Origin of the sequence: Acidovorax sp., assembly GCF_046314175.1 — a bacterium.
Lineage (GTDB): Bacteria > Pseudomonadota > Gammaproteobacteria > Burkholderiales > Burkholderiaceae_C > Acidovorax.
This window is the reverse complement of sequence record NZ_JBKBXG010000118.1, coordinates 1-13196: the sequence shown is the minus strand read 5'-3', so window position 1 is coordinate 13196 and position 13196 is coordinate 1. Positions and strand designations below refer to the sequence as shown.

8 protein-coding genes are annotated in these 13196 nt (G+C 62.0%); 3 read left to right on the top strand and 5 right to left on the bottom strand.

The window, feature by feature from the left end; genetic code table 11:
- Positions 1-212: 212 nt before the first annotated feature.
- From ACK4OE_RS23090 to ACK4OE_RS23070, 5 genes are all read right to left on the bottom strand, one after another.
- Complete coding sequence (locus ACK4OE_RS23090; protein ID WP_409888493.1) at positions 213-866, bottom strand: glutaredoxin domain-containing protein; 654 nt, start codon at positions 864-866, stop codon at positions 213-215.
- Between the two features lie 99 nt (positions 867-965).
- The gene (locus tag ACK4OE_RS23085) at positions 966-3014 is read right to left on the bottom strand and encodes a M3 family metallopeptidase (protein WP_409888491.1); all 2049 of its coding nucleotides are present in this window, start codon (positions 3012-3014) and stop codon (positions 966-968) included.
- Between the two features lie 67 nt (positions 3015-3081).
- On the bottom strand, positions 3082-3936 hold the full coding sequence (folD, locus tag ACK4OE_RS23080; RefSeq protein ID WP_409888489.1) for a bifunctional methylenetetrahydrofolate dehydrogenase/methenyltetrahydrofolate cyclohydrolase FolD: 855 nt from the start codon (positions 3934-3936) through the stop codon (positions 3082-3084).
- 71 nt (positions 3937-4007) lie between these two features.
- Positions 4008-4634, bottom strand: coding sequence for a response regulator transcription factor (locus ACK4OE_RS23075; RefSeq protein ID WP_409778277.1), 627 nt, complete (start codon positions 4632-4634; stop codon positions 4008-4010).
- A complete protein-coding gene (locus ACK4OE_RS23070; protein WP_409888487.1) occupies positions 4631-7192 on the bottom strand; it encodes a PAS domain S-box protein in 2562 nt (853 codons plus the stop codon). The genes ACK4OE_RS23075 and ACK4OE_RS23070 overlap by 4 nt, the downstream gene beginning before the upstream one ends.
- 168 nt (positions 7193-7360) lie before the next feature.
- On the opposite strand from ACK4OE_RS23070, the gene aceE reads away from it, so the two are divergent.
- The 3 genes from aceE to ACK4OE_RS23055 form a co-directional block, all read left to right on the top strand.
- On the top strand, positions 7361-10084 hold the full coding sequence (aceE, locus tag ACK4OE_RS23065; protein ID WP_409888485.1) for a pyruvate dehydrogenase (acetyl-transferring), homodimeric type: 2724 nt from the start codon (positions 7361-7363) through the stop codon (positions 10082-10084).
- A gap of 17 nt (positions 10085-10101) precedes the next feature.
- Positions 10102-11784: a dihydrolipoyllysine-residue acetyltransferase gene (gene aceF / locus ACK4OE_RS23060; RefSeq protein ID WP_409888483.1), complete on the top strand. Its 1683-nt coding sequence runs from the start codon at positions 10102-10104 to the stop codon at positions 11782-11784.
- 19 nt (positions 11785-11803) lie between these two features.
- Positions 11804-13196: FAD-dependent oxidoreductase (locus ACK4OE_RS23055; protein WP_409888481.1), on the top strand; the 1393-nt coding region annotated here is incomplete at its 3' end.

Genomic DNA, 13196 nt, shown 5'->3' with positions numbered 1-13196 from the left:
CCACCCCAGCTCCTTGCCCTTGGTAGACAAGTTGACGGAACCTGAGCATTACGCCGTTCAGGATGTTGCGCAACTTGTCTGTATTCATGGCTTGACCATACAAGCTTGTCGAACGCGCCGCAACGTGTTTCGGCATGTAAAGAAATAAGGGGCCTGGAACGGCCCCTTATTTTTGAGATCGCCACTGACATCCGTGGGCGGCTTTCAGACCATCAAAACCGAATCCCTGCAGGATTGCTAGGCGTGGGACCTTCATTGACGGGAGCTGGTGGACGTTGCCGCTGTGCAGCGGCTCGTGCAGGGGGCGCCGATGCCGCCGGCGCGGCTTCTACCGCCTTGACGGCCACCAATGGAGTAGGCGCAGGCTGCCGGTAGTTCGCGGGTAGTTGGGATTGCTTGGGGTAGCCCGCAGCATCCAAATATTGCGTCCATTCCGTATCTGAGAACCCGGCCAGCTGTTGCCCTCCCACCGTGCCAAACGGCAGGCTTGAGTTGCCGCTCAGGCGCTGCAGCGCGGCAATGTCCTCGTTGGTGGACACGGTGCGTTCGGTAAACGGAACACCACGTTGCGTCAGCAGCTTCTTGGCGCTGACGCAAGGTGCACAGTCGCTGCCCGTGTACAGCGTTACAGGAAAGCGATTGGCCACCTGGCGCAACTCAAAGGGCAACGAGGCATTGGCTGCAGCTGGGCCCGTGTTGGTGGTACGAGCGGGCTGAGCGCTGGTGGCGTCGGCTGGAGGCCGATCCGAAAAGGTCACCTTACCGTCGGGACCCACTATGCGATACACGCCTTGCGCCTGCGCATGGGCACTGATCAAAGCCATCAGCAACGATGCCAGCAAAGGGGCGAGCAGTGGTTTGTGCATGATCAAATTCCTCAATTCGGTGCGTCAGTAGGCGAGTAGGTCAGTACGGGGCGGCAGTGGGCACTGTGCATTGCGCTGTGCTCAATACGAGTAAATTGTTCAGGCCGTTGTCACTTCGTCGGCCATGCCCTGGTGGCGCAACAATGCGTCCAGGCTCGGCTCACGGCCGCGGAAAGCCTTGAAAGATTCCATCGCGGGGCGACTACCGCCTGCCTCCAGGATGGCTTCCCGGTAGCGTCGGCCTGTCTCGGTGCTTGGTAGGCCGTCGCTTCCCGCAGTTTCTTCAAAGGCCGCATAGGCATCGGCGCTCAGCACCTCCGCCCATTTATAGCTGTAGTACCCCGCAGCGTACCCACCCGCAAAAATATGGCTGAAGGTATGCGCCGTGCGGCTGAAGGCGGGTGGCGCAAGTACGGACACTTCGCTGCGCACCTCATTGAGCAAAGGCATGAAATCCTGAGCGGGGTCGTGCTCGGTGTGCAAAAGCATGTCGAACAGCGAGAACTCGATCTGGCGCAACGTCTGCATGCCGCTCTGGAAGTTCTTGGCAGCGATCATTTTGTCGAACAGTGCGCGGGGCAATGGTTCGCCGGTGTCGACGTGCGCTGTCATGTGTTTGAGCACATCCCATTCCCAGCAGAAGTTCTCCATGAACTGGCTCGGCAACTCCACCGCATCCCATTCCACGCCGCTGATGCCTGAGACGTCACGTTCATTCACCTGGGTCAGCATGTGGTGCAGGCCGTGGCCGAACTCGTGAAAGAGGGTGATGACATCGTCATGGGTCAGCAGAGGCGGTTTCCCATCCACTGCCCCTGCAAAGTTGCACACCAGATGCGCCACCGGCGTTTGCAGTTTGCCCGTGTCGGGCCGCTGCCAGCGGGCGCGAACGTCGTCCATCCAGGCTCCACCGCGTTTGCCGGTGCGGGCAGGTTGGTCCAGATAGAACTGGCCGACCAGCTGGCCGTTTCGCTCTATGCGGTAAAACTCCACCGCGGCGTTCCACACGGGTGCTGAGTCGCGGCGAATCGACACTTCAAACAGTGTTTCGATGATCTTGAAGAGCCCCGCCAGCACCTTGGGTGCCGTGAAGTACATCTTGACCTCTTGCTCACTGAAAGCGTAGCGCGCTTCCTTGAGCTTTTCAGAGATATAGGGCCAGTCCCAGGCCTGCGGGGCAGTCAGGGCCAAGTGCTCTGCGGCAAAGGTGCGAAGGTCAGCCACGTCCTTTTCTGCATACGGCCGAGCACGGCGGGCCAGGTCGCGCAGAAAGCTGACTACTTCGTCCGGTGACTTTGCCATCTTGGGCACGACAGACACTTCGCCAAAATTGGCATAGCCTAGCAACTGGGCTTCTTCGCGGCGCAGCGTCAGGATCTCGCCGATCAGCGCCGTGTTGTCGAACTTGCGTGCATCGCCCTTGGCCTCGTCGGAGGCGCGGGTTACATATGCGCGGTAAAGCTTTTCACGCAGGTCGCTACGGGCGGCAAACTGCATCACCGGCAGGTAGCAAGGCATTTTGAGCGTGAGCTTGTAGCCTGCCTTTCCTTCAGCCTGTGCTGCGGCCAAAGCGGCCTGCTGCACATCGGATGGCACGCCGATCAACTCATCCGCCGTAGCGTAGTAGGCGTATGCGTCGGTGGCGTCCAGGGCGTTTTCGCTGAATTTCTGGCTCAGCTCGGCTTGGCGTTCCTGGATTTGCGCAAACCGTTCTTTGGCGGTGCCTGTCAGTTCTGCGCCGCTGAGCACAAAGTTGCGAACCGCGTTCAGGTGCGCTTGTCGCTGCTCGGCAGACAACACCGCCGGGTCGATGGCCTTGTACTTGGCGTAAAGGCGTTCGTCGGCGCCCAAGCGTGTCCAGAACTCGGTGACGCGGGGCAGTGCAGCGTTATAGGCAGCGCGCAGCTCGGGCGTGTCCGCCACGCTGTTGAGGTGGCTGATGGCGCCCCAGGCCGTGCCCAGCTGTTCGGTGGCCACATCCAGCACCTTGGCGATGGCTTCCCAGCGGGCTGGGAACTCAGGCGCGGTCACGGTCTCCAGCGCCGCGTTGGCGCGCTCCAGCAGGACATCAATGGCCGGAGCGACGTCTGCCGGCGCGATGCGGTCGAAGTGGGGGAGGTCGGAGAAGTCGAGAAGGGCGTTGCTCATGCGAATTTAGATGGCGCCATGTGGCGCGGGTTCAAGTTGCAAAGCAGCCGGCATCGACGGAATGCGCTCAGCGCCCTGCGGTGCGCTCGGCTGCTTCGATGGTGTTCACCAGCAGCATGGTAATGGTCATGGGTCCAACCCCGCCAGGAACGGGGGTGATCCAGCCCGCCACTTCTTTGACGCCGTCAAAGTCCACGTCGCCACAAAGCTTGCCATCGGCCTTGCGGTTGATGCCCACGTCGATGACGATGGCGCCAGGTTTGACCATGTCGGCCGTCAGTGTGTTGGCGCGGCCGACGGCGGCCACGACGATGTCTGCCTGGCGGGTGTGGTAGCCGAGGTCAGGTGTGCCGCTGTGAGTGACGGTGACCGTGGCGTTGGCCTGCAGCAGCAGCAAGGCCATGGGCTTGCCCACAGTGTTGCTGCGGCCGATGACAACCGCGTGTTTGCCTTTGATGGACTGACCGGTGGACTCGATCAGCTTCATGCTGCCGTAGGGGGTGCAGGGGCGAAAGCCATCCAGCCCGGCCATCAGTTCGCCCGCAGACAGCACCGAATACCCATCCACGTCCTTGGCGGTGGCGATGGCTTCGATCACCTTGTGCGGGTCGATGTGTTTGGGCAAGGGCATCTGCACCAGGATGCCGTGCACGCTGGCGTCGGCATTGAGTGCGGCAATGCGCGCCAGCAGGGCCGCTTCGCTCAGGTCCGCTTCGTACTTCTCAAAGATCGACCGGACGCCGCTGTCTTCGCAGGCCTTGACCTTGTTGCGCACATACACCGCAGACGCAGGGTCTTCGCCCACCAGGATCACGGCGAGGCCAGGCTGGTGGCCTCGGGCGGTAAGTGCAGCAGCGCGTTGCGCTATCTCGCTGCGCAGTTGGCGGGAGAGGGCGTTGCCATCGATCAGTTGGGCGGTCATATCAGAAATATCAGTCAAATTGGAATCTAGCGCTTTACTGATAGGCGATAGTAGCTATCAAAATATGAGTATCAAGCTTTGGGGGCGTTCTGGCCCAGGGCGATCTTGAGCAGGTCGGCCACGGTATTGGCGTTCAGCTTTTCCATGATGTTGGCGCGGTGCGCCTCCACGGTCTTGATGCTGATGCCCAGGTCGTCGGCAATCTGCTTGTTCAGACGGCCTGCGACGATGCGTTCGAGCACCTGGGCTTCGCGGCTGGTGAGCTTGGACAACAGGGCATCACGGCTGGCGGCCTGCTGAAAGCCCGCAAAAGCCTCGCGGGCGTGGTCCAGCATACGTTCCACCAAGCCGACCAGTTCTTCTTCGTCAAACGGCTTCTGGATGAAGTCCAGCGCGCCCTTTTTCATGGTGTTCACGGCCATGGGCACATCGCCGTGGCCGGTGATGAACACGATGGGCAGGGGAGACTTGCGTTCGATCAGGCGGTCTTGCAGCTCCAACCCAGTCATGCCACCCATGCGGATGTCCACGATCAGGCAGGCCACTTCGCGGGGGTCATAGCGCGACAGAAACGTCTCGGCCGAATCAAAGCAACGCACCCGGTAGTCCTTGCCTTCCAGCAGCCACTGCAGGGAATCGCGGACTGCCTCGTCGTCGTCTACAACGTAAACAGTGCCTTTTTTCGGAATCAAGCTCATGCAATTGTCCTTGGGTTCTTTTGGTTTGCTACAGAATTTGTAGTGGCATCAGCAGGCTTGGCGAGCGGCAGCCAGAATGAGAACCTGCAGCCTGTGACCTCTGATCCATTGTAGAGGTTCTCTGCCTGCATCCTGCCCTGGTGCGACTCCACAATGCTGCGGCACAGGTTCAGCCCCATGCCCATGCCTTCTTCCTTGGTTGAGAAGAACGCCTCGAACAGCCGTTCCAGCACCTCGGGCGCCAAGCCCTTGCCGGTGTCCTGCACCGAAAACTCCACCACTTCGCGGTCTTCGATGTGTTTGGGCACCACACGCAGCTCCACGCTACGGCCAGCGGCAGGGCGGCTGGCATGCTGAATGGCCTCGGCGCCGTTTTTCATCAGGTTGACCAGCACCTGTTCGATCAGGATGGTGTCTGCCATCACGGGCGGCAGACGGGCTGCCACGTAGTGGGTCAGGCGCACGTTGTGGCGGCGCAGTTCAATGTCTGCCAGTTCGACGGCCTCGTTCACCATGGAGTGCACATCGGCCAGGGTGCGATTGGGCTCGCTTTTCTTCACAAAGGCGCGGATGCGCTGGATGATCTGGCCCGCACGCTGCGCTTGGTGGGCGGTTTTTTGCAGGGCTGTTAGTAGCGCTTCTTCGGTCAGTTGCCCGCTCTGGATGCGGGACACCATGCCGCTGCAATAGTTGTTGATGGCCGTGAGCGGCTGGTTCAGCTCATGCGCCACGCTGGACGCCATCTCACCCATGGTGATCAGGCGGCTGACCGACTGGGCGCGCTCGGCCTGTCGTGCGGCCTGCTCTTCGGCCTGGCGGCGGGGAGTGATGTCGGTGGCAATCACCATCTGCGCCAGGCGGCCATCCACCCAGTTCAGGTAGCGCGACCGCACTTCCAGCCACTTGCCCAGGTCGGGCAGGTAGATTTCGGCGTTTTCGGTGCGGGCGCTGGTCAGCGGGTCTGTGGGCAGGCCCATCAGTCCGTCCTCGTCGTCCATGCCGGTGTGCTCGGTGCCTGCAATGGGCACCACACCGGCCTGCGCCACCAGTTGAAGATGCCCGCCGGTTTGCGAGCCAAACCACTGGCGATAGAGCTTGTTGGCAAACAACAGCTCTTCGCTGCCCAACGGGGCCACCGACACCGAGGCGTCCAGCGACTCCAGCACGATGGTGAAGCGTTCGTGCGACGCCGACAGCTGCTCGCGGATGCGGTTGGGCTCGGTGATGTCGGTCATTGATGTCATCCAGCCGGTTTGCTGGCCATGGGCATCTATGAGGGGAGAGACATACAGGCGCGCATCAAAAATCGTTCCGCTTTTGCGGCGTACCCGCACCTGAAAACCCCCGACGATGGTCTTGCCGCTCAGCTCATCACGCAGCTTGGCGTGCAACGCTTCGTGATCAGACTCGGGCCAGTACGGGAAGGGAGCCTTCAGCCCCACCAGTTCTGCATCGCTCCAGCCCGTCATCTGGCAGAACGCGGCATTCACATAGGTAATGCGGCCTTCCATGTCCAGCGCGCGCATGCCGGTCAGGATGGAGTTTTCCATCGCACGGCGAAAGTTCGTCTCAGCCACCAGCGCTTGCTGCGCCTGCATTCGCCGCCGCGTGTGGCGCCAGGTGGCGATCAGCATCCACGCGGTCATGGCACTCAAGGTGCCGACCAGCCAAAACAGGCCGCTGCCCACCACGCCCAGTGAGGTACGGTAGGCCTGGGCCTTTAGCACCAGGCCATTGCCCACGGGCGACACCGGCACTTCGTATTCGTTGGCGCGCGGGTTCCAGGGCAGCAACTGCGTAGCGGTGTTGCGGGGGCCAAGGGGCGTGCCCGCCAGCACCTGGTTTTTGCCATCCAGGAGCGTGACGGCGTAGCGCGCGAGCACTTCAGTCGGCGTGCCGTAGCGCAGCAGGCTGTCGATGGAGTATTCGCCCAGCACCACGCCACTGAACTTGCCTTGGTTGTTCAGTGGCACCTGCAGCTGCAATAAAGGAGTGGAATCACCTGACGTGGCGGTGGGCTGTGCGTACACCGGCTGCTGCAGATCGCGCGCCAGGCCAAAGGTGTCGGCGGTGTCGCCGGGTTTGAGGACTTCGCCTGCGATGCGCAGCTCGTTGCTGGCCAGCGTGGGTGCCGCGTGGCTGGCTCTAATGCGGCGGCGCTCGTCGATCCAGGTGATGGCCTGCAGTTCGGGGTATTGGCTGATGAGCGTCTCGGCGCGGCTCACAAAGTCTGCGCGTTCTAGTTCCTGGTTCGACAGGTCACGCGCAATGCGCATGAGTTGCTCCTGCCTTTCCAGCAGACGAAGCCGCACCCGTTGCTGGGCATATTCCACATCACGTCGTAGGGCTTCTTGCTCCCGCTCGGCCTCTTCGGCGCGCAAATACCAGAACGCGGCCACGATGGCGGCCAGAAACATCAGTACGGCAGCCAGCGGCGCCAGGGCCGCAAACCGGTCCTGCCGTGTGGGGGACAAACCCCGCCACCACTTGCGCCACCAGCGAATAGGGGCGACCACCACCAGGGTACTGGTGGGCGCTGCGGGGGGTATCGGTTCCATCCCACGAGTGTAGGGGAGCGGTGTTCGCTTTTTTCCCATCTGGGTCTATGTGCATCTGCAGCAATTTCTTGCAATATGAAATGCTTAGGCACCATTTGAAATTAAATAAAAATATGCGAAACTAGAGCCAACGACCTAAATTGCTGCCACACCTACAGGAGACAAAGCATGTCAGCTCAGCCCGACCCACAGGCCGGAAACGGCAACGCGCCCGCTACCGACACCGACCAGCAGGAAACCCGTGAGTGGATGGATGCGCTGACCGCAGTCATCGACAAAGAGGGTGCTGAGCGCGCTCACTTCCTGTTAGAGCAATTGCTGGAACACGCGCGCCAGAGCAGCGTGGACATGCCGTTCTCGGCCAACACTGGCTACGTCAACACCATCGAGCCCAGCCAGGAGGCACGCAGCCCCGGCAATCTTGAAATCGAACAACGCCTGCGCGCCTACATGCGCTGGAACGCCATGGCCATGGTGGTCAAGGCCAACCGCCACAATCCGCCCGAAGGAGGCGACCTGGGCGGCCACATTGGGTCTTTTGCCTCGTTGGCCAGCATGTTTGGCGCGGGTTTCAACCATTTCTGGCATGCCGAGAGCGAAAACCACGGCGGTGACCTGCTGTACATCCAGGGCCATGTGTCGCCCGGTATTTATGCCCGTGCCTACCTCGAAGGCCGCTTGAGCGAAGACCAATTGCTCAACTTCCGCCAGGAAGTGGATGGCAAGGGCCTTTCGAGCTACCCGCACCCCAAGCTCATGCCCGAGTTCTGGCAGTTCCCCACGGTGTCGATGGGCCTGGGCCCGTTGATGGCCATATACCAGGCGCGATTTCTCAAGTACCTGCACGCCCGTGGCATCGCCAACACCGAGAATCGCAAGGTCTGGGTGTTCTGCGGCGACGGCGAAATGGACGAGGTCGAATCCCTGGGCGCTATCGGCCTGGCCGCGCGTGAAAAGCTGGACAACCTGGTGTTCGTCATCAACTGCAACCTGCAGCGCCTGGACGGCCCCGTGCGTGGCAATGGCAAGATCATCCAGGAGCTTGAAGGCGAGTTCCGTGGCTCCGGCTGGAACGTCATCAAGCTGATCTGGGGCAAGGGCTGGGACGCGCTGCTCGCCAAGGACCATGATGGCGCACTGCGAAATCTCATGATGAGCACCAACGACGGTGACTACCAAGCCATGAAGGCCAACGATGGTGCGTACGTGCGCAAGAACTTCTTCGGCCGCGACCCGCGCACCCTGAAGATGGTCGAGCACATGACCGACGATGAGATCTGGAACCTGCAACGCGGCGGCCATGATTCGCAAAAGGTCTATGCCGCATTCCATGCCGCGCAGAACCACGCGGGTCAGCCTTCCGTCCTGCTGATCAAGACCGTCAAGGGTTTTGGCATGGGCAAGATTGGCGAGGGCAAGAACACTGTCCACCAGACCAAGAAGCTCAGCGACGAAGACATCAAGGCCTTCCGCGACCGCTTCAACATCCCGATCCCGGACAGCCAGCTGGCCGAACTGCCGTTCTACAAACCAGCGGATGACACCCCGGAAATGAAGTACCTGCACGAGCGCCGCAAGGCCCTCGGCGGCTACCTGCCCATGCGCCGCGTTAAGGCTGAAGAGAGCTTCACCGTGCCCGCGCTGGAGACCTTCAAGGCCATCACCGAGCCCACGCCCGAAGGCCGTGAAATCTCGACCACGCAAGCCTACGTGCGCTTTCTCACGCAGCTGCTGCGTGACCAGGCCCTGGGCCCGCGCGTCGTACCCATCCTGGTGGACGAAGCCCGTACTTTCGGTATGGAAGGCCTGTTCCGCCAGATCGGCATCTACAACCCCGCAGGCCAGCAGTACACCCCGGTCGATAAAGACCAGGTCATGTACTACAAGGAAGACAAGGCGGGCCAGATCCTGCAAGAGGGCATCAACGAAGCGGGCGGCATGAGCAGCTGGATCGCTGCGGCCACCAGCTACAGCACGAACAACCGGATCATGATCCCGTTCTACGTGTACTACTCGATGTTCGGCTTCCAGCGCATTGGCGACCTGGCCTGGGCGGCGGGTGACATGCAGGCACGTGGCTTCCTGCTGGGCGGCACCTCAGGCCGCACCACGCTCAACGGCGAAGGCCTGCAGCACGAAGACGGCCACAGCCACATCCTGGCCAACACCATCCCCAACTGCGTGAGCTACGACCCCACCTTCGCCCACGAAGTCGCGGTGATCATGCACGACGGCATGAAGCGCATGGTCGAGCGCCAGGAAAACGTCTTCTATTATCTGACGCTGCTGAACGAAAACTACCCCATGCCCGGCCTGCAGCCCGGCACCGAAGAGCAGATCATCAAGGGCATGTACCTTTGCAAACAGGCGCCCGCGTTGCCCAAGGAAGCGCCTACTGTGCAACTGCTGGGCAGCGGCACCATCTTGCGCGAATCGTTCTTTGCACAAGAGTTGCTCGAAAAAGACTGGGGCATTGCAGCTTCGGTGTGGAGTTGCCCAAGCTTCAACGAACTGACCCGCGATGGCCAGAACGCCGAGCGCTGGAGCCTGCTGCACCCGACCGAAGAAGCCAAGGTGCCGTTCGTCACCCAGCAACTGTCCGCATCGCAAGGTCCCGTAGTCGCGTCCACCGACTACATGAAGGCCTACGCCGAGCAGATCCGCCCCTTCATCCCCAAGGGCCGCACCTACAAGGTGTTGGGCACCGACGGCTTTGGCCGCAGCGACTTCCGCAGCAAGCTGCGCGAGCACTTCGAGATCAACCGCCACTACATCGTGGTCGCTGCCCTCAAGGCGCTGAGCGAAGACGGCGTGCTGCCCGCCACCAAGGTGGCCGAGGCGATTGCCAAGTACAACATCCAGGCTGACAAGATCAACCCGCTGTACGCATAACTGAACCGGAGACAACAATGGCATTGGTAGACATTCAAGTCCCGGACATCGGGGATTTCGACGAAGTGGGCGTGATCGAGCTGCTGGTCAAGGTGGGCGACACCGTGAAGGCCGAGCAGTCGCTCATCACCGTCGAATCGGACAAGGCATCGATGGAGATTCCGTCCAGCCACGCAGGCGTGGTGAAGGAACTCAAGATCGCCATTGGCGACAAGGTCAAGCAAGGCTCGGTGATTGCCGTGGTCGAGTCGGTAGATGCGGGCGTTGCTGCTGCAGCCCCTGCCGCCGCTCCAGCACCTGCAGCTGCTGCACCCGCCCCCGTTGCGGCCGCTGCACCAGCACCGGTTGCACCCGCCGCAGCCCCTGCAGCTGCAGGCCCGGTGGAAGTGCGCGTGCCCGACATTGGCGATTTTAAGGACGTGGCTGTCATTGAGTTGCTGGTCAAGGTGGGCGACACCATCAAGCTCGAACAATCGCTGTTCACCGTCGAATCCGACAAGGCCTCCATGGAGATTCCGTCGCCCGCCGCTGGTGTGGTCAAGGAGCTCAAGGTCAAGATTGGAGACACCGTCAACATCGGCGATCTCGTTGCCATGCTGGAAGGCGTGGCGGGCAGTGTGCCGGTGGCCGCTGCTGCGCCCGCAGTTTCGGCGGCGGCTCCAGCGCCTGCGCCCGCTGCCGCCCCCGCACCGGTTGCAGCCGCCGCCGCACCGGTCGCCGCCACGGCCTCCGTGCCCGCCCACCAGCCGGGCGCGCCCACTCTGGGCCTGCCGCACGCCAGCCCTTCCGTGCGCAAATTCGCCCGCGAATTGGGCGTGCCCATCGACGAAGTCAAGGGCACCGGACCCAAGGGCCGCATCACGCAAGACGACGTGCAGACCTTCACCAAGCAGGTGATGGCAGGTGCGGCCCAGACCAAGGCACAAGCTGCCAAGGCTCCTGCAGCGACGGGCGGTTCCGGCGTCGGCCTCGACCTGCTGCCCTGGCCCAAGGTCGATTTCACCAAGTTCGGCCCGGTGGAGCGCAAGGACCTCTCGCGCATCAAGAAAATCAGCGGCGCCAACCTGCACCGCAACTGGGTCGTCATCCCGCACGTCACCAACCACGACGACGCGGACATCACCGACCTCGAAGCCTTCCGCGTGCAGTTCAACAAGGAAAACGAGAAGAGTGGCGTGAAGGTCACCATGCTCGCCTTCATGATCAAGGCCGCCGTGGCCGCGCTCAAGAAGTTCCCCGAGTTCAACAGCTCGCTCGACGGCGACCAGCTGGTGCTGAAGAACTACTTCCACATCGGCTTTGCCGCCGATACGCCCAACGGCCTTGTCGTGCCCGTCATCCGCGACGCCGACCAAAAGGGCATCGTCCAGATCTCGCAAGAGATGGGCGACCTGGCCAAGAAGGCGCGTGACGGCAAGCTGGGCCCGGCCGACATGACGGGCGGCTGCTTCTCCATCAGCTCGCTGGGCGGCATTGGTGGGCGCTATTTCACGCCCATCATCAACGCGCCTGAAGTGGCCATCATGGGCGTGTGCAAGAGCAGCATCGAACCCAAGTGGGATGGCAAGCAGTTCGCACCGCGCCTCATGCTGCCGCTAAGCCTGAGCTGGGACCACCGCGTGATCGACGGCGCATCTGCGGCGCGCTTCAACGTGTACTTTGCCTCGCTGTTGGCGGACTTCCGCCGCATCGTGATGTAACCAAAGGGCAAGACACACCATGGCAATCATTGACATCAAAGTGCCCGACATTGGCGACTTCGCCGAAGTGGCCATCATCGAAGTGCTGGTCAAACCCGGCGACACCATCAAGGCCGAGCAAAGCCTGATCACTGTGGAGTCTGACAAGGCCTCCATGGAGATCCCCTCCAGCCACGCTGGCGTGGTCAAAGAGCTGAAAGTGAAGCTCGGCGACAACATCGCCGAAGGCTCGGTGGTGCTGACGCTGGAGGTGGAGGGTGCTGCTGCGGCAACTCCCTCCGCTGCACCTGCACCCACTGCTGCACCCGCAGTTTCAGAGCCAAAACAGGCCCCAGCGCTTGCTCCACAAGCGCAAGCAGCTATCAATCCGGTAGCGTCTAGCTTTGCAGGCACGGCCGACCTGGACTGCGACGTGCTCGTACTAGGCGGCGGCCCCGGCGGCTACAGCGCCGCCTTCCGCGCAGCCGACCTGGGCCTCAAGGTCGTCATTGTGGAACGCTACGCCACCCTGGGCGGCGTGTGCCTGAACGTGGGCTGCATCCCGTCCAAGGCGCTGCTGCACGTGGCGGCCGTCATGGACGAAGTCAGTCACATGGCCGACCTGGGTGTGGATTACGGAGCGCCTGCGCTCAACATCGACAAGCTGCGCGGCCACAAGGAAAAGGTCATCGGCAAGCTCACCGGCGGCCTGGCCGCCATGGCCAAGATGCGCAAGGTGACCACCGTGCGCGGCTACGGTGCCTTTGTCGGTGCCAACCACCTGGAAGTGGAAGAGACCACCGGCACCGGCCAAGACAAGTCCGGCACCAAGAAGACCATCGCCTTCAAAAAGGCCATCATCGCCGCAGGCAGCCAGGCCGTGCGCCTGCCGTTCATGCCCGACGATCCGCGTGTGGTCGATTCCACCGGCGCGCTGGAGCTGAAAGAAGTCCCCAAGCGCATGCTCATCCTGGGCGGCGGCATCATCGGCCTCGAAATGGGCACCGTGTACAGCACGCTGGGCGCGCGCCTGGATGTGGTCGAGATGATGGATGGCCTGATGCAGGGCGCTGACCGCGACCTCGTCAAGATCTGGCAAAAGATGAACGCCAAGCGCTTCGACAACATCATGTTGAAGACGAAAACCGTCGGCGCCGAGGCCACCCCCGAAGGCATCAAGGTCACGTTTGCACCAGCGGAAGAGGGCGGCACCGCGCCCGAGCCGCAGGTGTACGACCTGGTGCTGCAGGCCGTGGGCCGCACGCCCAATGGCAAGAAGATCACCGCCGAGAAGGCCGGTGTGGCTGTGACCGACCGTGGCTTCATCAACGTCGACATCCAGATGCGCACCAACGTGCCGCACATCTTCGCCATCGGCGACATCGTGGGCCAGCCCATGCTGGCGCACAAGGCGGTGCATGAGGCGCATGTGG